At 36.5% G+C, this 20,470-nt stretch carries 20 protein-coding genes; 16 read left to right on the top strand and 4 right to left on the bottom strand.

Annotated features, from left to right (window positions below; translation table 11 throughout):
* Positions 1–205 precede the first annotated feature (205 nt).
* A complete protein-coding gene (locus N7Z68_RS01770) occupies positions 206–1,303 on the top strand; it encodes a M24 family metallopeptidase (protein ID WP_275116734.1) in 1,098 nt (365 codons plus the stop codon).
* Between the two features lie 94 nt (positions 1,304–1,397).
* Here N7Z68_RS01770 and N7Z68_RS01765 read toward each other — a convergent pair whose 3' ends face one another.
* Positions 1,398–1,571, bottom strand: a complete 174-nt coding sequence (locus tag N7Z68_RS01765; RefSeq protein ID WP_275116733.1) for a hypothetical protein — start codon at positions 1,569–1,571, stop codon at positions 1,398–1,400.
* A gap of 465 nt (positions 1,572–2,036) precedes the next feature.
* Here N7Z68_RS01765 and N7Z68_RS01760 point away from each other — a divergent pair, with 465 nt between their 5' ends.
* The 7 genes from N7Z68_RS01760 (at position 2,037) to N7Z68_RS01730 (ending at position 10,228) form a co-directional block, all read left to right on the top strand.
* Positions 2,037–2,234: a cold-shock protein gene (locus N7Z68_RS01760; RefSeq protein WP_075384919.1), complete on the top strand. Its 198-nt coding sequence runs from the start codon at positions 2,037–2,039 to the stop codon at positions 2,232–2,234.
* 595 nt (positions 2,235–2,829) lie between these two features.
* Complete coding sequence (locus tag N7Z68_RS01755) at positions 2,830–3,825, top strand: ABC transporter ATP-binding protein (RefSeq protein WP_275116731.1); 996 nt, start codon at positions 2,830–2,832, stop codon at positions 3,823–3,825.
* Positions 3,818–4,822: an ABC transporter ATP-binding protein gene (locus N7Z68_RS01750; RefSeq protein WP_275116730.1), complete on the top strand. Its 1,005-nt coding sequence runs from the start codon at positions 3,818–3,820 to the stop codon at positions 4,820–4,822. The genes N7Z68_RS01755 and N7Z68_RS01750 overlap by 8 nt, the downstream gene beginning before the upstream one ends.
* 30 nt (positions 4,823–4,852) lie before the next feature.
* A complete protein-coding gene (locus tag N7Z68_RS01745) occupies positions 4,853–6,511 on the top strand; it encodes an ABC transporter substrate-binding protein (protein ID WP_275116729.1) in 1,659 nt (552 codons plus the stop codon).
* 198 nt (positions 6,512–6,709) lie between these two features.
* The gene (locus tag N7Z68_RS01740) at positions 6,710–7,711 is read left to right on the top strand and encodes an ABC transporter permease (RefSeq protein WP_275116728.1); all 1,002 of its coding nucleotides are present in this window, start codon (positions 6,710–6,712) and stop codon (positions 7,709–7,711) included.
* Positions 7,712–7,728: 17 nt separating this feature from the next.
* Complete coding sequence (nikC, locus tag N7Z68_RS01735) at positions 7,729–8,649, top strand: nickel transporter permease (protein ID WP_275116727.1); 921 nt, start codon at positions 7,729–7,731, stop codon at positions 8,647–8,649.
* 163 nt (positions 8,650–8,812) lie between these two features.
* A complete protein-coding gene (locus tag N7Z68_RS01730) occupies positions 8,813–10,228 on the top strand; it encodes a phospholipase D family protein (RefSeq protein ID WP_275116726.1) in 1,416 nt (471 codons plus the stop codon).
* Between the two features lie 289 nt (positions 10,229–10,517).
* Here N7Z68_RS01730 and N7Z68_RS01725 read toward each other — a convergent pair whose 3' ends face one another.
* Together N7Z68_RS01725 and rpsN are read right to left on the bottom strand one after the other, a co-directional pair.
* Complete coding sequence (locus tag N7Z68_RS01725) at positions 10,518–11,588, bottom strand: GTP-binding protein (RefSeq protein ID WP_275116725.1); 1,071 nt, start codon at positions 11,586–11,588, stop codon at positions 10,518–10,520.
* Positions 11,589–11,624: 36 nt separating this feature from the next.
* Positions 11,625–11,894, bottom strand: a complete 270-nt coding sequence (gene rpsN / locus N7Z68_RS01720; RefSeq protein ID WP_275116724.1) for a 30S ribosomal protein S14 — start codon at positions 11,892–11,894, stop codon at positions 11,625–11,627.
* Positions 11,895–12,051: 157 nt separating this feature from the next.
* Between rpsN and N7Z68_RS01715 the strand changes: the two genes are divergently transcribed.
* The 3 genes from N7Z68_RS01715 (at position 12,052) to sufU (ending at position 13,430) form a co-directional block, all read left to right on the top strand.
* Entirely contained in the window at positions 12,052–12,207 is a 156-nt protein-coding gene (locus tag N7Z68_RS01715) for a DUF1540 domain-containing protein (protein ID WP_216831613.1), read from the top strand.
* A 255-nt stretch (positions 12,208–12,462) separates the two neighbouring features.
* Entirely contained in the window at positions 12,463–12,903 is a 441-nt protein-coding gene (locus N7Z68_RS01710) for a hypothetical protein (protein WP_275116723.1), read from the top strand.
* Positions 12,904–12,983: 80 nt separating this feature from the next.
* Complete coding sequence (gene sufU / locus N7Z68_RS01705; protein ID WP_275116722.1) at positions 12,984–13,430, top strand: Fe-S cluster assembly sulfur transfer protein SufU; 447 nt, start codon at positions 12,984–12,986, stop codon at positions 13,428–13,430.
* A 65-nt stretch (positions 13,431–13,495) separates the two neighbouring features.
* Here sufU and folE2 read toward each other — a convergent pair whose 3' ends face one another.
* Positions 13,496–14,395: a GTP cyclohydrolase FolE2 gene (gene folE2 / locus N7Z68_RS01700; RefSeq protein WP_275116721.1), complete on the bottom strand. Its 900-nt coding sequence runs from the start codon at positions 14,393–14,395 to the stop codon at positions 13,496–13,498.
* A 170-nt stretch (positions 14,396–14,565) separates the two neighbouring features.
* Between folE2 and N7Z68_RS01695 the strand changes: the two genes are divergently transcribed.
* From N7Z68_RS01695 to N7Z68_RS01675, 5 genes are all read left to right on the top strand, one after another.
* Complete coding sequence (locus N7Z68_RS01695) at positions 14,566–15,690, top strand: NAD(P)/FAD-dependent oxidoreductase (RefSeq protein ID WP_275116720.1); 1,125 nt, start codon at positions 14,566–14,568, stop codon at positions 15,688–15,690.
* Between the two features lie 74 nt (positions 15,691–15,764).
* A complete protein-coding gene (locus N7Z68_RS01690) occupies positions 15,765–16,928 on the top strand; it encodes a nucleoside recognition domain-containing protein (RefSeq protein ID WP_275116719.1) in 1,164 nt (387 codons plus the stop codon).
* A 71-nt stretch (positions 16,929–16,999) separates the two neighbouring features.
* The gene (locus N7Z68_RS01685) at positions 17,000–17,998 is read left to right on the top strand and encodes a CobW family GTP-binding protein (RefSeq protein ID WP_275116718.1); all 999 of its coding nucleotides are present in this window, start codon (positions 17,000–17,002) and stop codon (positions 17,996–17,998) included.
* Between the two features lie 109 nt (positions 17,999–18,107).
* Positions 18,108–19,043 carry a CobW family GTP-binding protein gene (locus tag N7Z68_RS01680; RefSeq protein WP_275116717.1) on the top strand — a complete coding sequence of 312 codons (936 nt, stop codon included), beginning with the start codon at positions 18,108–18,110 and terminating at the stop codon, positions 19,041–19,043.
* Between the two features lie 123 nt (positions 19,044–19,166).
* The gene (locus tag N7Z68_RS01675) at positions 19,167–20,366 is read left to right on the top strand and encodes a GTP-binding protein (RefSeq protein ID WP_275116716.1); all 1,200 of its coding nucleotides are present in this window, start codon (positions 19,167–19,169) and stop codon (positions 20,364–20,366) included.
* Positions 20,367–20,470 lie beyond the last annotated feature (104 nt).

The raw sequence follows: 20,470 nt of genomic DNA, 5'->3' as shown, positions 1-20,470 counted from the left end.
TGGCGCTAAGACTCCCACTTCAAGACTATGACGACGCGATAAAGGATAAGTGGGAGATAAGCGCCAGTAACAACCCGATTGGTTCAACTAATATTCAGTGGGGGAAGAAGGAACCCCCCCACTGAATAAAGTTTCACTTTATAAAGAGCATTTCCATCTTAATTATCAAAGGAGCAAAAAAATTTAAAGAAGGCTGTGATGTTTAGTGAATAAGCGTTTAGAAGATCTTACAGAATGGGTCAAGGAAAACAATTATACTTATGCTTTTATACAATCTAAATATAATGTTTTTTACTTGTCTAATTTTAAAAGTGAACCACATGAAAGGTTGTTAGGTCTAGTAATATTCCCTGATAAGGAGCCTTTTCTCATATGTCCAAATATGGAAAAAGTATCAGCGAAAGCCTCAGGGTGGAAGGGAGAAATAGTTGGATACAACGACTCTGATAATGTATGGGAGCTATTTCAAAACGCCGTTAAACAAAGAGTTTTAGAAGTAGAAATGATTGCCATTGAAAAAGAGGTGTTATCGTATAGCCGAAGTGAGCAGTTATTATCATTATTTCCAAATGCAAAGTTTGTTTCAGCAGATCACAAGTTACGAACACTACGTATGATAAAAGATGAGATGGAAATCTCGATTTTGCGTGAAGCTGCAAAACTAGCTGATTTCGGAGTAGAAGTGGGTGTTCATGAGATCGGTAAAGGAAAGAACGAAATGGAAATCATTGCAACCATTGAATATGAGTTAAAGAAAAAAGGGATTCGGGAAATGTCTTTTTCAACGATGGTATTATCAGGTGAGAAATCAGCAGAACCCCATGGACACCCAGGTTTAAAGGGAATTTCCTCAGGTGACTTTGTCTTATTTGATTTGGGTGTTGTTTACGAAGGGTACTGTTCCGATATTACACGTACCGTTGCTTATCAAACGGTGACTGATAAACAAAAATTTATTTATGATACTGTGTTACAAGCCCAAACTTTATCTCTATCTATTAGTAAGCCAGGAACGAGGATCGGTGACATCGATAAAATTGCTCGTGATTATATAAATGAGGCTGGGTATGGTGATTATTTTACTCATAGAATTGGCCATGGGTTAGGAATTGAAGTTCACGAATTTCCTTCAATGAGCGAAAATAACGACGATTATTTGTATTCTGGAATGGTCTATACGATAGAACCAGGTATTTATGTCCCTGAAATAGGGGGGGTTCGTATTGAAGATGATGTTTTGATTACTGAAGAGGGATCAGAATGTTTAACAACTTTCCCGAAGAACTTGCAAATAATTAAATAAGTTATGCACCTAACTTTTTTGTGTACATCAATACAATAAAGGAATAAAGAACATCTAGCTACTTTAATTGGAGCAGCTAGATGTTCCAAGGATATTACCCGGTAATACTTTTTTCGATTGCACTATCCCAGTCGGGGTAGTAGTGCAGTGCTGATCTCATCAATTGTGGATGTGACTTTTTAACTGATTTTTTGTTTAAATTTGCACCATTTGCATTGAGTTGTTTGATTTCAAGTAAGACTTCTTCTGAACTCATGTTTACTTCCATGAACTAACCTCCTACTTAAGAATAATATTATCATTACCTAAATCAAGAAACGTAAACATAATTTTCATAACTTTTGCTCTTATATTAATTTCATTTCTTTTTTGAAAAAAGTCTCTTTCCTAATCAAAAAAGTGTGTACTGAGAGAAAATGTAAAAAGAAAGGAAGATGATCTCTTTTTTGCGGAATTACTCTGACACAATTCCATTATTATGATCATCTCTATAGGGGGCGGTCGCTTATAGATAAAGGATTGGTAATCACTTCATGGAAACCCTTTTATTTTCCGATTACACTATTTTTTAGGTTTCCTTTTGTTGCTATTCCTGTTATAATAAAGTTACTTATTGTTGTTCGGATAAGATTGAAGGAAGAAAAGTCTTAAATAAGTATTTTCGCCTTGAATGAATTTGAAGAGCAAAAATAGTAATACAATGTGGCATATGCCATATAGGAGGAACAAGATTATGGTACAAGGTACAGTAAAATGGTTCAACGCAGAAAAAGGTTTCGGTTTCATTGAAGTAGAAGGACAAGACGATGTATTCGTACACTTCTCTGCTATTCAAGGCGATGGTTTCAAAACTTTAGAAGAAGGTCAAACTGTTTCTTTTGAAATCGAGCAAGGTCAACGCGGACCTCAAGCTGCTAACGTTCAAAAGTAATTTGTTTAACAAAGAAGACTCTGGTTCCCAGGGTCTTTTTTTAGTTTTTGTTGGAATTAAATGGTTAGAGGTTAGACGTACCAAAAAGTTTAAAGTAATTTCTTTCTGGAGATAATAAACGGAATATTCTTAAAATAAAAAAAGGATAATAGACTATCAGTAGAGTAATAAGTACTAACGAAATTAGTTGAATATATGAAAAGGGTATTTGGAACCTCAAGTAATCAGCTTTAATCCGCAAACAAATAATATACTAAGTACAAATACTTTATCGCTTTAAACTGTTATATTAACATAAGTATAAAATACATTTGTCTATTTGAGCAAGACATAAAATAGTAGAATGAATTAACAATAAATAAATATTTTAACAATTAAACAAAAAATCCCTTGATTAATTAAGTGGTATTATAGTAAATTTATTGTATATATTTTCAGAAATTTCATCATATTATAAATAATATGTACATACAGAAAAAACAAAATACTATTTTGGTATGTTGAAAGATTACTAAAAAGGTAAGTTTTTTAAGGCTCACAAATAGAAATGTCGTCTTCATTTAGAGAGAAATAGACAGAAAAGAGGTGCAAAAAAATGTCTTCAGAAGTAGTTTTAGAGTTAGATCGGTTACGAACGCACTTTTTTACAGATGCAGGTGAGATACCCGCTGTGGATGATGTGAGTATAAAGGTACATAAAGGTGAAGTAGTAGGGATTGTAGGTGAATCAGGTTGCGGGAAGAGTGTGACTTCTCTTTCTGTTATGAAACTAGTTCCGAACCCACCAGGGAAAATTGTTGGAGGCAGAATACTATTTAAAGATGAGGACCTAGTAAAGGCAACTCATAGAAGAATGCGAAAAATCCGTGGAAACGAAATTGCGATGATCTTTCAGGAACCTATGACTTCTTTAAACCCCTTATTTTCGATTGGTGACCAATTAATGGAAGCTATTCGAAATCATAATAAGCTTAGCAAAAAAAAGGCCAGGGAAAAAGCGATAGATATGCTAAAGGTTGTTGGGATTCCAAGGGCAGATGAGATTGTTGATGAATACCCACACCAACTTTCAGGAGGTATGAGGCAGCGGGTCATGATTGCAATGGCGATGTCCTGTGATCCAGAGGTACTAATAGCGGATGAACCGACAACTGCTCTAGATGTGACGATACAAGCCCAGATATTAGATTTAATGCGGAAGTTGAACAAAGAGCATGGTACGGCGATTATGATGATTACTCATGATCTAGGTGTGGTTGCAGAGATTTGTGACCGAGTAGTTGTGATGTATTCGGGAAAAGTCGTTGAAGAAGGGGATGTGAGGACTATTTTAAAACAACCTCAACATCCATATACGAAAGGGTTGATACGTTCTCTCCCAAAGATACACCAAAAAGAAGAACGTTTATATTCAATCCCTGGTACTGTACCTAAGCCGGGTTCTGTCAAACTAGGCTGTCGCTTTGCGCCAAGATGCGATAGTTCGTTTAGCCGCTGTTACGAAGAAGATCCGGAACTATTATCACTTCGCGAGGGACACCAATGTCGTTGTTTCCTTTATGAAGAAGAAGGGGGAGAGAACGTTGGCTAAACCCTTATTGGAAGTAAAAGGTTTAAAGAAGTACTTCGATATTAAAGGCGGCGTTTTGGGCAGAAAAGTAGGTGAGGTGAAAGCTGTTGATGATGTCTCATTTACCGTACATGAAGGTGAAATCTTAGGAATTGTCGGTGAAAGTGGATGCGGCAAATCAACAACCGGGAAATCGATTCTTCGTTTGATTGAACCGACAGAAGGTGAAGTGTTTTTCGATGGTCAAGATATCACTAAACTTGGTGACGAAGAGATGCGAAAGTTGCGTAGAGATTTGCAAATTATTTTCCAAGATCCTTATGCATCGTTAAACCCAAGACATACGATTGAAAAAATCGTTAGTGAGCCCCTGCTTATACATGGAATTGGCGATGAAAAATCGAGAAAGCAAAAAGTGAAAGAGTTACTAGAGGTCGTTGGGTTAAATGCCTTTCATGCGGCTCGTTATCCTCATCAATTTAGTGGTGGACAAAGGCAAAGAATTGGGATTGCGAGAGCTTTAGCTGTTAATCCTCGCTTAATCATTTGTGATGAGCCAGTTTCTGCCCTAGATGTGTCTGTTCAGTCACAAATACTCAATCTAATGGAAGATTTAAAGAAGGAATTTCATTTAACTTACATATTTATTGCACACGATCTAAGTGTTGTTAAGCATATAAGTGACCGGGTAGGTGTGATGTATTTAGGAAGAATGGTAGAGCTTACTGGAAAAGATGAATTATATGATAGTCCAAAACATCCATACACCAAAGCATTACTTTCAGCTGTGCCGGTCCCTGATCCAGATGAGAAAAGTGAACGAGTAATCTTAGAAGGTGATGTTCCAAGCCCATCTAATCCACCATCAGGGTGTGCTTTTCACACACGTTGTCCTGAATGTATGGATGTTTGCAAAACGGAACGACCATCATTTAGAGCTGTTGCTGATAATCACTTTGTGGCTTGCCATCTTTATGACGAAAGCTTGTCTGAAGTGGCAATTACCACAGAAAAATAATAAGAACCAATAAAAAAAGGGGGAAACAAAATGAAAAAGAAAAGCATGCTATTTATGCTCATTCTCATGTTGAGTTTAGCCACATTCTTAGCTGCCTGTTCAAGCAACGAGACTCAAGCTCCTAATGAGTCTGAAGGTGACGATCAAGAAGCTGCAGAAGAAACACCAGCTGGTGATCAAGTATTAATTTTTGCACGTGGCGGGGACTCTGTTAGTTTAGACTATGCTAGTGTAACGGATGGGGAATCTTCCCGTGTAACAAAACAAATCTATGAAACTTTACTAGAGTTCGACGCTGATTCTTTTGAAGTAGGTCCTGGTTTAGCAACTGAATGGAGCGTTGAAAATGATGGGTTACTTTATACATTTAAACTTCGTGAAGGAGTTAAATTCCATGACGGTACAGACTTTAATGCTGAGGCAGTTAAATTAAACTTCGAGCGTTGGGCTGATAAATCTCATGAATATAACTTTGCTGATGAGGGATATACGTACAGTGTTTACGGGACTCAATTCGGCGGGTTTAAAGGTGATGAAGGGCACGTAATTGAGGAAATTAATGTACTAGGAGATCACGAGATTGAGTTTGTTTTAAACAAACCATTAGGTTCATTCATTCAAAATATGGGGATGAGTTACTTTGCAATTACTTCTCCAGCAGCATTTGAAGAGCATGGCAGTACAATTAACGAAAATCCTGTAGGAACTGGTCCATTTAAGTTTGTAAGTTGGACTCGTGACGACAGTATTGTTTTAGAGAAGAATGAAGATTATTGGATGGAAGGTTATCCGAAATTAGATCGTGTTATTTTTAGAGTTATTCCTGACAACTCAGCACGTTTAACAGCACTTCGCGCAGGTGAAGTCGATATTATGGATGGTTTAAACCCAGATGATGTAGTGACAATTGAAGGTGACTCTGAATTCCAAGTGTTTGAACGTGCAACAAATAACATTGGTTACTTAGGTTTCCATGTAGAGAAAGAGCCATTTAACAATAAGTTAGTACGTCAAGCAATTAACCATGCGATTAATAAAGAGGATTTAATTTTCGCTTTATATGGCGGCATGGCTCAACCGGCTAAAAACGCAGTTCCTCCTGGATACTTAGGGTATAACGACGAGATCCAAGCGTACGAGTTTAATCTTGACCGTGCGAAAGAACTTCTTGCAGAGGCTGGTTATCCAGATGGTTTTGAATTTGATTTATGGACGATGCCAGTAGCAAGACCATATATGCCAGATCCACAGCGTGCAGCTGAAGCGATTCAAGCTGAATTAGCAAAGATCAACGTAAAAGCAAACATCGTTACTCATGAGTGGGCAACGTACTTAGAGAAAACAGAAGCTGGTGAACAAGATATGTTTATGTTAGGTTGGTCAGGAGTTAACGGTGACCCAGACTACTTCTTATCTAACTTATTAAGCAGCCACGCTATTCCAGGCGGTAACCGCTCATTCTATGCAAATGAAGAAGTAACTGCTTTATTAGATCAAGCAAAAACAACATATGATGAAGATGTTCGTGCTGACCTTTACATGAAAGCACAAGCTCTCATCCATGAAGACGCACCAATGGTACCTTTAGTTCACTCGGTTCCAACATTAGCAGGTGGAGCAAACGTGAAAAACTATGTGCCACATCCATCTACAAGTGAAGCACTCACATCAGTAGAGTTATCTAACTAATGAGAAGAGGCTGACTCATAAGTGTTGACTCCTCGTTTTCACTCTAGATATAGGATTGTTGTAGAAACGGCAATTCTTTTCTAGAGGATGAGGTGTCTAACACTTGCATTTGAGTCAGCCCTACTTTTACCTTTAAAGAATTTGATCAATATATGAATACATAGAGAGAAGAGTAATGAAAGAATAGAGGTGAAATTGATGTTAGCATATACAACAAGAAGATTATTCATGTTAATTCCAGTCCTTTTAGGAATGTCGATTGTTACATTTTCAATTATTCATTTAATTCCAGGTAACCCAGCTCAAGTCATATTAGGGGAACAAGCTACACCTCAAGCCATTGCAGATCTTGAAGAACGTCTTGGAATAAATGAGCCATACTTGGTTCAATACGGTTATTATATGAAGGACCTAGTACAAGGGGATTTAGGAACTTCGTTACGAACAAAAAAACCTATAGCTGAAGAAATTTGGCCGTATTTAGCTGCCACGATTGAACTAACAGTTTTTGCGATGATTTTTGCAATTATTATCGGTGTAAATGCAGGAATTATTAGTGCGTGGAAGCAAAACTCATGGTTTGATTATTTAGCTATGTTAATCGCTCTTATCGGGGTATCGATGCCTATATTCTGGCTAGCATTGATGGAACAATGGATATTCGCACAGGAACTAAGATGGTTGCCAGCCACAGGGCGAGATAATGCAAGGGATCCGATACAGGCAATAACACATTTATATGTCCTTGATACAATAATCGGCGGACAATGGGATAAAACGTGGACGGCAATTAAACATTTAATACTGCCTGGAATTGCACTGGGAACGATTCCGATGGCTATTATTGCTCGGATGACGCGTTCAAGTATGCTTGAAGTTTTACGTTCAGACTATATTCGAACGGTCAATGCAAAGGGATCAAATACATTTTTTGTTATATATAAGCATGCTCTTAAAAATGCGATGATTCCTGTATTAACTGTTGTCGGTCTTCAAACAGGAACGCTTTTAGGTGGAGCGATATTAACAGAGACGATCTTTGGATGGCCAGGTGTTGGACGATACATCTATGAGGCGATTGGGAATCGTGATTACCCAGTCATTCAATCTGGAATTCTAGTCGTAGCAACGATGTTTGTCATGATTAATTTAATAGTCGATTTGCTTTATTCTTACATTGATCCAAGAATTAAATATTGATAGGAGGGGAGTCTGAAATGGAACATATTCGTACAGAACAAGTAAACATACCACCGAATTCAAATCCTAATCCAAATCAAGAGGAGAGCGTAAAGGCTATATCACCTTGGCGCGATGCGATGAGGCAATTATTTAAGAATAAATCAGCTGTTATCGGTATGATTATCATCCTATTTTTTATTATCATTGCTCTGATTGCACCTCTCATTTCTGGATATGCATTTGATGAAACGAACCCACAAAACCGACTTCAATCCCCTTCTGCAGAGCATTGGTTTGGAACAGATGATTTAGGTAGAGACATTTTTAGTCGAATTGCTCACGGCGCTAGAATTTCCTTATGGGTTGGATTTTTTGCCGTATCGGGTGCATTAGTAGTAGGCACAACGTTAGGAATTGTTGCAGGATATTATGGTCGTTGGATTGATATGCTGATCTCTCGTATTTTCGATATAATGCTTGCATTTCCAAGTATCCTTTTAGCGATCGCGATCGTTGCAATTTTAGGTCCTTCTTTGCAAAATGCACTCATAGCCATTGCCATAATTAATGTTCCGATATTTGGGCGGCTTGTTCGGTCTAAAGTTATTAGTTTACGTGAAGAAGAATATATAATGGCTGCTAAAGCACAGGGAATGAAAAATGGCAGGATCTTAATTCATCATATCTTACCGAATAGTTTAGCACCAATTATCGTTCAAGCGACATTAGGATTTGGTACAGCTATTTTAGAAGCGGCAGCTCTTGGCTTCTTAGGGTTAGGGGCACAAGCACCGACACCAGAATGGGGGAAAATGTTATCTGATTCACGGCAGTTTATCCAAACAGCACCGTGGACGGTACTTTTCCCAGGATTTTCGATCATGTTAGTTGTATTAGGGTTTAATATGATTGGTGACGGCCTTCGGGATGCGTTAGATCCAAAAATGAAAAACTAACAAGAAAAGGGTGACTCTTTACGTCATCCTTTTTTGCTGTGCTCCAGATCGATGAAAAGGTGCTTCAAAAACACTGACTAGTCCATAAATTTCACAATGTACATATTTTCAAGTAGTTTAAACCATCGTAAAAGTAATAAAAAGAATGAAGCAGGAGGGAGATATGAAGAAAATCATATTAAGTGCTTTGTTAGTGTTCGTTGTTTTTATTGCAGGTTATACGCTTTATGGTCTTTTTAAACCAATACCGATGGGACTATCTTATGAAGGGGAGATGCATCGAGTAGCGAATGTGGAGTTTTTATATGACTTAACGTTTGAACAAGACAATGAGATTGTACAAAAAAGACAAATAGTGGAACGAGTGAAGAGCATGATAAAGGAAGCTGAAGAGTTTATTGTGTTTGATATGTTCCTATTTAATGATAAATATGATGAAGATAAAGATTACCCCGAAATTACAGATGAAATCACTAAAGCTTTATTAGAAAAGAAGGACCAGGCCCCTAATATTGAGATTACATTTATTACAGATGAAATTAATACAACTTATCGATCTCATCCATCCAAACATTTAAAGACGCTGCAAGAAAACGGAGTCGATGTTATTATTACCAACTTAACACCGTTGCGAGACTCGAATCCTATCTACTCAGGTTTTTGGCGAGCCTTTTTAAAAACGTTTGAAAGAGAAGGTGAAGGTTGGATTACAAATCCGTTTAGTGAAGATGCACCAAAAGTGACACTTGGTTCCTATTTAAAGATGTTAAATTTAAAAGGCAACCATCGTAAAGTGATTGGCACGGATAAAGAAGTAATGGTGACATCGGCTAACCTTCATGATGCAAGCGGTTTCCATTCAAATATTGCTTTTGTTGTCAGTGGGAATATTATCAATGACTTTCTAGCTTCGGAGCAAGCTGTTGCTAATTTTTCAAGTAGTAAACAGCTCCCATCTTATGATGATTTTGAAGTAGAAAAAGGGGATATAAGGGTTCAGCTTTTAACAGAAGGGCAAACGAGAGAACATTTAATTGAAGAAATTAACCGTACAAATCACGGAGATGTAATTCATGTTGGAATGTTTAACCTTTCCGAAAGTAAGGTTGTTTCCGGCTTGATTTCTGCAGCTAATAGAGGCGTCCGAGTAAACTTAATTCTTGACCCGAATGAGGAAATTTTCGGAAATGAGAACATCGGCATCCCAAACCGTCCAGTAGCTGCTGATATTGAAGAGTATGGAAATGAGAACATTCAAATAAGATGGTATAACACACACGATGAGCAATACCATTCTAAATTAATATTAATCGAGCGACAAGAGAATAGTACGATAATTGGCGGTTCTGCAAACTTTACTCGAAGAAACTTGGATGATTTTAATCTAGACACGAGCTTAAGAATTGTAGCCCCGAAAGATAGTGAGATTATGACTGTAGTTTCTAATTACTTTACGACATTATGGAATAACGAAGATGGGACATTTACAGTTCATTCCAATGAATATCTAGAGGATTTTCCATATTATAAGCGATTATTATTCAGGATCCAGAAGAATACAGGACTCACTACTTTTTAGTAAAACAGATATGAGTATACAAGGAAATTTAACACTGCATAAAGCTGATGAAGGACATTACAGGGTAGCAATGCAAGCTAAGTGTCCTTCATAAAACGATGAAGGACATTATAAGGTGGAACTGCCTGCAAGGGAAGTGTCCTTCATAAAGCCGATGAAGGACAAAACAAGTTAGAACGGCAAGAGAAATGTCCTTCATAAAGCCGATGAAGGACATTACAAGGTGAAACTGCAAGGAAAGTGTCCTTGACAAATCCGATGAAGTCCCTTTTAATAGGGGCAAATAGGCTCAGACGACTGTTTGATTTATATTATTGTTCTCCATTAGGCATTGATTTAGTTGTTGGGTGACTTCGACATCTTTTAAGTCAAAACCAAAAAACACAACCTTCGATCTAGCAGTAGTATCAGTACAATGTTCGTCTACTGTCTCAATGATAACTGATGCTCCCACTTGTGAGAAATATAGGAGTTCTAAACCATGCGCCTCTGAATATGTCCGTAGGTAACCAGCTGAACGCAATATTTCTGAAGGAAACGTTCGAAACCACTCTTCTAACTTCTCTAATTGAATAGGAGAATGGCTTTCGTATATAAAAGAATTTATGCCAAATTTCTCGACTAAATTTAGAGTAGAAGAATTGTTTTTTAATTCAAGTTTCCAACCGATATTTGACTTAATTTGATGAAGGTCGACATCGTTTACTGAATGAAAAGTTTGGCTGGCTACTTGCCCATCTGCTGAAAAAATAATTTGTGCCTTTGGCTGGAGTTTCTTTATAAACGAGACAGTCTCATCTAAACTTTCTTTGCTTATAAAATTACATTTGTTGATTACAATGTGACTGCAAAATTCAATTTGAGAAATCATAACCTCAGCAAAAGTGTGTTCCATCCTGTCATTATCGTTAGTGTAAATAACGTAATGATTTGAAGTATAATCAAACCAAAAGTGTTGAGCATCAATGACAGAAACGATCGATTGAATATAAAATGTTTTATCCAACATATCCTTTTCAAGTGATTGAAAAAGTTCTTCTACAAAAAATTGAGGTGGAATTCCTGCAGCCAATTCAATAATAAGTTCGTCTATGGGCTGCTTTTCTTTAGAGTAAGAAATCATTTCGCTAATTAACTGTTCTTGAGTAGTTATTAACTTTGCAGGCTGTTCTTGATGTGGTAACTTTCTGTACTGGCGTTTTGTCGATATATCTTCAACTACTGTTATTGTATCTGGGTAGTATACGAGTACTTGTACTTTACAATTACTGCCTTTTATACCGTGTATCAAACGATTACTGATTTTCGTTTTTCCTGCGCCTATCATACCAGTAATTACAGTTATGGGGACTTTATTCACGTATAGTCACCACCTAATTATTATTCAAAATAGAGACTACCAGCTCGATTTTTTTACACCAGGCACTTGACCTTTATGAGCAAGTTCCCTAAACGCAATACGAGACAATTTGAATTTTCTTAATACACCACGAGGTCTTCCAGTCATTTCGCAACGACGAGTTAAGCGAGTGGGTGAAGAGTCACGTGGCAGTTTTCTTAAAGCTTCATAATCACCTTTTTCTTTCAATTCTTTTCTTAATTCCGCGTATTTTGCGACCATTTCTTGTCGCTTAATTTCTTTTGCAACTTTCGATTTCTTAGCCATGTTTATTCTCTCCTTTACTTTACGATAATCGTAATCATTACTATTAGTAACATGGAAATAATTTTACATTAAAAAAAATATAAAGTAAAGTCGTCCTAAAAAAAGTATGAAAAAGCAAACAAAAGATCATGATAAAGATGAAGGGGAGGTGTATACGATGGCAGTAGATGTATTATGTGAAGTAAAAAACTGTAAGTATAATGAAGAAGGTAACAAATGTGCGGCTGACCGAATTTACGTGGTAAGCCACACAGGTAAAAGAGCTGAGAAACAAGAAGAAACAGACTGTAAAACGTTTGACCCAGGTATCTAATTTATTTTAAAAGTTCTATTTGGATAAGGACAGCTTAAAAGGCTGTCCTTTTTTCATTTTAGATAAGATCAATTTATAAATTAAATTAATGTAAATTCTTCTTATAAAGATGTGCATTTTTCTTTCATATAAGACAGACATTTGTTTTTGATCATCTGCATACTTAGTATTGATAATAATTATCATTTTTATTCAAGATTAAGATAAATAAGTATAAAAAAGTAACAATCTGAAGCTATTGTGGAGGGAAAATCGTTGGGTTTTGTTGTACTAAATAAACCTGGTGTCTCTATCGAGTGCTTATATTATGGAACAGGTACACCCCATTTAATTACGGGAATGACTTACGTTGAACAGGGATCAACTATAGATTGGGAGAATGCGAAGTTTATTGTAAACAAAGGTTGGTTTATCTTTGTTACATTAAATGGGAGAGAAGAGTATGTTCTTTATAGGACAATAAGACAGTTAATCGACGAACAAAAAATGATGGTAAAGTTCGATATTGAATTAGACAAGTTCATTATATCCTATCAAATTGATTGTGGGCTCAAGGAAAAAAACAAAAATCTCTTTTTCAGCTCACAAAAAAAACAAAATGCTTACAATATAATCCTACTGAAGTTACCTCCAATTGTTAGGAGGTTTTTTTATACGGTTATCATGCAGGTAATTAGACGAATTTGTAATGGATAAGTATAATATAAACAACAAATCGTAATTATTATTATTTATAGACGTAATATAAATTTAGAAGCTGTAGGGGGGAATTGCAAATGTTAGATCAACTGTACCGACAATTAGTCGTGGACCATTCGAAAAATCGTCGCAATCATAGGAAGATAGAAGGTGAACAGATTAAACAGCTACATTATAAAAATCCGACATGTGGGGATGTAATGACACTGTTCTTAAAATTAACAGAAGCAAAACAGATAGAAGATATTTCTTTTATTGGTGAGGGGTGTAGTATCAGTATGGCTTCTGCTTCAATGATGACAGAACTTTTAAAAGGAAGATCTTTAAAGGAAGCAGCAAACTTACGCCAAGCAATGGAAGGGCTAATTCGGAACGGAGAAATTTCAGAAGAAGTAGATCTTGGGGATGCATTAGCGTTAGAAGGAGTACACAAGTTAAGAGCTCGCCATAATTGTGCACTAATGGCTTGGCAGGCTTTAGATCGAGCTGTTGGAGATGAACCCGAATACGAAAATAGTAATTAAAAAAAAGGTGACTTACTGATCCTATAAATTATTATCTTTATAAGTCAGTGCGTCACCTTTTTAATTTATTCTTTTGTATAAGTTAACCGTGCAATTGCATCATGCATATGAATCGACTCTTCATTTCGGCATTCAACCGTAAAGGACTTGATATCTTCATTTTCATATAAGTCAGCGGCAACTAAGCGAACCATATCTTCGACAAATCGCGGATTTTCATAAGCTCTTTCAGTTACTGCTTTTTCATCTGGTCTTTTTAAGATCGGGTACAGCATAGAACTGGCATTTGTTTCTGCTGCTTCAAGCAGTGTCACTTTCCAATCTGGTTTTAATTCAATCGGGTTATAAAATTTAGCTTTAATCGTCACATATCCGCGTTGGTTGTGTGCACTATATTCACTAATTTCTTTGGAACAAGGACAAAGTGTTGTTACAGCTACTGTAATGCCCACTTCATGGCTAAACCCGTTATCATGATCATAATTAACGTTCATAAAAGCTTCAGCATGCGCCAATCCAGATTTCTGAAGGGAAGGACTTGTTCGGTCAAAGAACCAAGGAAATTGAACGGCTATCTGTGCGCTTGATTGTTCCATGCGTTCAACTAAATCTTTCGTAAATGAGTACAGGCGGTCAAACGTTACATTAAAACCTTCTAAGTAGTATTCTTGTAAGAGCTCTGTTAATCGGCTCATATTGATACCTTTGCTCATCTGATGAAGACCCGTTGTTAGTGAAAATGTTCCAACGGTTGTTTGCTGGCTCGGTTTGTAATCCGATTCAATAATAAGGGGATGTTTTACATTACTAATCCCCACTGAGTCAATTGCGAATAAAAAGTCGTTAGGTGTATTTTGGAGATCAGTCATATCCTCTTTGTTTAGAGGCTTGTCTCCTTTTACAGGAGGTACTGATCCAAATCGTTTGTGACGTTCTTGTTTATTAGGGAAAATGTTTGTTTCCATTGTTGTCTCCTTTATGAATAAATGAATAGGAATTATTCTGATTTATATATTATAATATCATTAGCGTAATAGTGAAAATAAAATGCTTAAATTGACAAAGAGAATGAAGAAAAGATAATATTAATCATAAAATCGTAATCGTTACGGTTTATTTCGAGAGGTGATGAATTTTGGAAAATAGAAGTCATTATGACGTTATTATTGTTGGAGCAGGTCCTGCAGGGGTCGGAATAGGTTCAATTTTCATGCAAATGGGATTAAAAAACTTTGTGATTTTAGAACGTGACTATATCGGAAGTTCATTTAAAAAGTGGCCAGAAGAAATGCGTTTATTGACCCCATCGTTCCCAGGGCATGGGTTTGGCTTACTAGACTTAAATGCTGTCGTACCTTCAACCTCTCCAGGTTATACGTTTCAAACTGAACATTTAAGTGGAGAGGAATATGCAGAGTATTTAGAGGCTGTCGCACACCACTTTAAGCTTCCTATTAAATTCGGTGTTAATGTCACTGAGTTAGATAAAGTTGAGGAAGGGTTCGTCCTCCAAACCAATGACGGTACGTATAATGCCCAATTTGTAGTTTGGGCTGGGGGAGAGTTTCAGTATCCAAATAAAAATGTATTTCCAGGTGCGGAGCTATGTTTACATAACAGTGAGGTTGCTTCATGGGGTGAGATTAAAGAGGATGATGTAATCGTTATCGGCGGTTATGAAAGTGCAATCGATGCTGCAATCAATCTTATTCATTGTGGAAAACAAGTAACGGTCTTAGCTAAAGAAGAAGTCTGGTCAGATGATCATCCAGACCCAAGTATATCATTGTCGCCGTTTACTTTTGACCGTCTTGAAGAAGTGATGGATTGTGAAGACCTGATCTTAAGAGGAAAAAGTAAAGTTGTAAAAGTCGAACAAGCAGATGAGGGCTATACCGTTTTCTTGGAAAATGGAGAAGAGACTTTCAGTTCTGCACGTCCTATTTTAGGAACAGGTTTTAAAAGTAGTTTATCCTTAATTATCGAGCACTTTTATTATGATGAAAATAACATTATCGAGTTAAGTGATAAGGATGAATCAACGGTTTCTGAAGGTTTGTTTTTAGTTGGACCACAAGTTCGGCATCAAGATGTAATTTTTTGTTTCATTTATAAATTCCGCCAACGCTTTGCGGTTGTAGCTAAAGAAATAGGTGAGAAATTAGGCATGGAATTAAATGAAGAGTTATTTGAACATTATCGTAAATCGAATATGTTGCTTGATGATCTTTCTTGTTGTGACAATTCGTGTCAATGCTAGAAGAGTTAGTTATTTCCCCTCTATTATTATAAGGGGGTATTTTATTTACCGTATTCATTAAAGGAGGCAACATAATGAGTGAATTAAGGAAAGAAACGGCTTCCTATCCTCTGAATAAAAAAACTTATAAATTCCCAAAATTTCCTTTTTCGAACGGGAAAGTGTTGTTTTATTTATTTTTAGTGATTAGTGTTTACGGACTTCCTGTATATGCTGCTTATATGCTTGCAAGCGCTATAGAGCCAGTGTTTGAAGGAGCAATTATAGAACCATTAGAACAGGTATTCTCCCATACGCCGTATCTAATTGAACAAGTTTTAGTTGGAGATTTTGGCTTATTTACACTGGGAATGTATTCGTTTTTATGGGCCTTTCCAGTCGTTTTATTTGTTGGGATGAGTATTGCTTTTACCGAGGAAGTAGGCCTTAAGGATAAAATTACAAGTGAAATTACACCCAGTTTAAGAAGAATTGGTTTAAGTGGAAGAGATTTTATTCCTGTACTAACGGGGTACGGATGTAACGTTGTCGCGGTTCTTCAAACAAAATCTTGCAGTGCTTGTACGAGGAAACAGTGTATATCCATGATATCTTTTGGTTCTGCATGCAGTTATCAAATTGGTGCTACCCTTTCTATTTTTAGTGTCGGTGGGAAGCCGTGGCTTTTTATCCCATACTTGTTTGTATTAATCATTGTCGGTGCATTGCACACTAAACTTTGGTATCCATCTGCCAATAAAGCAGCTGATTACTTTTATCCTGCAACACCAATAAACACAGGTAGTCTTAAACAATTCTTTGGAAAAATAAAAGGTACGGTTTCTCAATTCTTCCTTCAAGCGATGCCGATATTTTTAGTAATTTGCATCATTGCTGCAATACTTGATGGTTTAGGGTTAATCGCTAAATTATCCCAAATGGTAGAACCGGTCCTATCGCTATTATCCATTCCTGCTGCTGCCAGTGTGGGATTACTCTTTTCAGTCATTCGAAAAGATGGCATGCTTTTATTTAACCAAGGTGGCGGTGAATTATTAGCTTCAATCACGACAGTTGAATTGTTTTTGCTAGTTTATTTAGCATCTACATTGTCCGCATGCTTAGTAACTATGTGGGCGATCGGAAAAGAAATGGGCTTTCTATATGCACTAAAGCATTCTTCGAAACAAGCTTTAACATCGATTATTTCTGCATTTAGTTTATTAATTATATATAAAGCAATTATTTTCTTTTTTTAGAAGTTTAAATCGTAATGGTTACGATTAAAATAGGTGGTGAAATACGAGATATAATTAAAGGAGTGATTGATATGAAGAATAACGGGAAAGTACCTGTCACTGTACTAACAGGTTTTCTAGGGGCTGGAAAGACGACTTTGTTGAACTACATCTTAACGGAAAACCATGGACAGAAGATCGCTGTGATTGTAAACGAATTTGGCGAAGTAGGTATTGATAATCAACTTGTTGTTGGTGCAGACGAAGAAATCTTTGAAATGAACAATGGTTGTATTTGTTGTACGGTTCGTGGCGACTTAATTCGCATCTTACATGATCTAAAAGAGAGAAGAAATGATAGGGACGGAATGGATCTTAATTTTGATCGAGTGGTTATTGAAACGACAGGTCTTGCTGATCCTGGACCAGTGGCCCAAACCTTTTTTGTAGATCCAGAGCTGTCAGAATATTATCATTTAGACTCGATTGTTACTCTTGTCGATACGTATCATGTTCATGAACAGTTAAACAAATCACATGAAGCACAAAAACAAGTAGCATTTGCAGATGTATTAATCTTAAATAAAGTCGACTTAGTCGATGAAAAACATATCAAATCGGTAATTCAGAGATTAAAAAAAATGAACTCGACAGCTCGAATAGAACGTGCAATGCAAAGTAATATAGATTTAAATAAAATTTTAAATCTATACTCATTTGATCTTGATAAAAAACTAGAAATTGTTCCTGATTTATTAAATGACGACCATCACCATCACCATCATCATGATGACGATGTAAAGGCTTTTGTTTTACGGTCCGAAAAGCCATTGAGTTTACCAAAAGTAGAAGCGTGGATGAACAGCTTGTTGGCTGAGCTTGGACCACAAATGTATCGGTATAAAGGGATTTTTCATATTGAAAATTTAGACAAGCGTGTAATCTTTCAAGGTGTTCACATGCTTTTTGCAGGCACAGCTGACCGAGAGTGGAAAAAAGACGAGAAAAGAGTAAGTGAAATGGTTGTCATTGGAACCGATCTAGATGAACAGTGGTTTCAAGAACAATTTAATAATTGTGTTTCAGCATAACCAATATCGTTTCATGAGTAGGTCACTACTTGTGAAACGGTTATTCATTTAGTCTATTATATATACCGTATAAGGGGTTAGATGAAAAAGAAAGGAGGCCCTAGAGAAATTGAGTAAAAAAGTAGAAATAATTATATTAAGCGGATTTTTAGGAAGTGGAAAAAGTACGCTATTGAAAGAGTTAATTGAGTTTGAGCAAAAGAATGGCAGAAGACTAGGCGTATTAATGAATGAACTGGGGGACGTAAGTATAGACTCCGCAGCGGTACCGATAGATACGCCTTTAAAAGAGATGTTGAATGGTTGTATTTGTTGTACACTTCAAGGTGAATTAAGCTTGCAATTGAGCCAAATGCTTGAAGAATATGAATTAGACGTTATTCTAATAGAAGCTACTGGAGCTGCACATCCATTAGAAATACTTGAAGCCTGCACACATCCAACCTTAGTTAGTAAAGTTGAAATACGATGTATTGTAACCGTTATTAACGCTAAACAGTGGGTGGAAAATAGACTGAGTATTAAACTTAGAAAGCTTTTAATTGAGCAAGTGAAACATGCAGATGTTGTACTTGTTAATAAAGTCGATCAAGTAGATGAAAATGAAATAGCAGCAGTGCTAGAAAGTGTTAAAAACATCAATACGCAAGCAACGATTTCAATTGTTACATATGCAAAAATGAATCTCTCAATTTTGTATGATCGTGTAGTACAAAGTAGTGAAAGATCTTACGAGGTTGAAAAAGCACATGTCCATCACCATTTACACTTAAGGACGATTTCATTTTCAGTAAACCAACCGATTGATCGAGTTGCTTTTTTGCAATGGTTAGAGAAGATTGAAGGGCAGCTACATCGAGTGAAAGGGTTTATTTATTTAACAGAAACTCCTGGACTCTATTTATTTAACTACGCATATGGAATGCCGATCTTTGAAAGGTACGCCTCTGAAAAAAAGTATGAACCCGTGCTCGTGTTTATTGGAGAAGATCTAAATAGAGACGAGATTGAGGAAGAATTAGGGAAGTTGCAGAGACTCACTTAGTTCAAAAACGTGTTCTTCAGCTAGGAATAAGAAAATAATATTATATAAATAGTAATCATTACGATTTGTGTGTTATAATCGATTTGTTTTTATAACGCTACATATAATTAGGAGGAATAATAGATGAAAAATCCCATTCCAGTAACCGTTTTAAGTGGTTATTTAGGGTCAGGAAAGACAACACTGCTCAACCATCTACTAAAAAATCGTGATGGTTTAAAAATTGCTGTCATTGTAAATGACATGAGTGAAATTAATATTGATGCTGAACTCATTAAGCAAGGCGGGGAATTATCACGAACTGAAGAAAAGTTAGTTGAAATGTCCAATGGCTGTATTTGTTGTACATTAAGAGAAGACCTGTTAATCGAAGTAGAGAAATTAGCGAAAGCCGGGAATATTGATTATATCGTAATTGAGTCGACTGGAATCAGTGAACCGACACCTGTTGCACAGACATTTTCATATATTGATGAAGAACTCAATATTGATTTAACACAATATTGTCGCCTCGATACGATGGTAACGGTCGTAGACGCCAATCGTTTTTGGCAAGATTATCGTTCAGGAGATAGTTTACTAGATCGTAAGGAAGCTTTAGGAGAGGATGACACGAGAGAGATTGCAGATTTACTTATTGATCAAATTGAGTTTTGTGATGTACTAATAGTAAATAAATGTGATCTAGTAACAGAAGAAGAATTAGAAAAATTAGAACAAGTACTTACCACACTGCAACCGAAAGCAAAGATCATACGAAGTGTAAGAGCTGAAATAGACCCTAGTGAAATATTAAATACAAGATTATTTAATTTTGAAGAAGCAAGTAATTCAGCAGGATGGATTCGGGAATTGACAGCTGGACATGAACAACATACACCAGAAACAGAAGAATATGGGATTTCCTCTTTTGTATATTTTAGAAGAGAACCGTTTCATTCTGTTCGTTTTCAAAATTGGTGTCAATCCATGCCTAAAAACATTGTAAGAGCAAAAGGAATTGCATGGTGTGCAACTCGAAACAATCTAGCGCTCCTCATGTCCCAGGCAGGTCCATCGGTGTCTATTGAACCGATTACGTATTGGGTAGCGAGTCTTTCCACTGAAGAACAGAAGCAAATATTAAATGAAAACCCGCATTTATTACAAGATTGGGATGTTGAATACGGTGATCGCCACACGAAGCTTGTTTTTATAGGTACTGACCTTGATGTAGAGGAGATAATAAAAGACTTAGACGGGTGCTTATTGACCGATTCTGAAATGGCGAGTGATTGGCAGGCGTTAGAAGATCCGTTTAATTGGAATTTACAAAAGGCATAGTAAATGTTTCAAGATTGCTTTTTATATCTTACTAAACAAAGGGTTCAATGCTTGTATTTAATCGGAATAATTCTTATTTAAATTGAATATAGTTAGGAATTAGA

The sequence above is a fragment of the Alkalihalobacterium chitinilyticum genome (assembly GCF_029028005.1).
Lineage (GTDB): Bacteria > Bacillota > Bacilli > Bacillales > Bacillaceae_F > Alkalihalobacterium > Alkalihalobacterium chitinilyticum.
The sequence above is the reverse complement of the archived record's forward strand: the minus strand, read 5'-3'. Positions and strand labels throughout refer to the sequence as shown.

Excerpts from the sequence above, each read along its gene's own strand:
- N7Z68_RS01740 (WP_275116728.1), top strand. The coding sequence starts at position 6,710 with ATGTTAGCATATACAACAAGAAGATTATTCATGTTAATTCCAGTCCTT.
- N7Z68_RS01690 (WP_275116719.1), top strand. The coding sequence starts at position 15,765 with ATGAGTGAATTAAGGAAAGAAACGGCTTCCTATCCTCTGAATAAAAAA.
- rpsN (WP_275116724.1), bottom strand. The coding sequence starts at position 11,894 with ATGGCTAAGAAATCGAAAGTTGCAAAAGAAATTAAGCGACAAGAAATG.
- N7Z68_RS01745 (WP_275116729.1), top strand. The coding sequence starts at position 4,853 with ATGAAAAAGAAAAGCATGCTATTTATGCTCATTCTCATGTTGAGTTTA.
- N7Z68_RS01730 (WP_275116726.1), top strand. The coding sequence starts at position 8,813 with ATGAAGAAAATCATATTAAGTGCTTTGTTAGTGTTCGTTGTTTTTATT.
- N7Z68_RS01765 (WP_275116733.1), bottom strand. The coding sequence starts at position 1,571 with ATGGAAGTAAACATGAGTTCAGAAGAAGTCTTACTTGAAATCAAACAA.
- N7Z68_RS01685 (WP_275116718.1), top strand. The coding sequence starts at position 17,000 with ATGAAGAATAACGGGAAAGTACCTGTCACTGTACTAACAGGTTTTCTA.
- N7Z68_RS01755 (WP_275116731.1), top strand. The coding sequence starts at position 2,830 with ATGTCTTCAGAAGTAGTTTTAGAGTTAGATCGGTTACGAACGCACTTT.
- N7Z68_RS01675 (WP_275116716.1), top strand. The coding sequence starts at position 19,167 with ATGAAAAATCCCATTCCAGTAACCGTTTTAAGTGGTTATTTAGGGTCA.
- N7Z68_RS01715 (WP_216831613.1), top strand. The coding sequence starts at position 12,052 with ATGGCAGTAGATGTATTATGTGAAGTAAAAAACTGTAAGTATAATGAA.
- sufU (WP_275116722.1), top strand. The coding sequence starts at position 12,984 with ATGTTAGATCAACTGTACCGACAATTAGTCGTGGACCATTCGAAAAAT.
- nikC (WP_275116727.1), top strand. The coding sequence starts at position 7,729 with ATGGAACATATTCGTACAGAACAAGTAAACATACCACCGAATTCAAAT.
- N7Z68_RS01760 (WP_075384919.1), top strand. The coding sequence starts at position 2,037 with ATGGTACAAGGTACAGTAAAATGGTTCAACGCAGAAAAAGGTTTCGGT.
- folE2 (WP_275116721.1), bottom strand. The coding sequence starts at position 14,395 with ATGGAAACAAACATTTTCCCTAATAAACAAGAACGTCACAAACGATTT.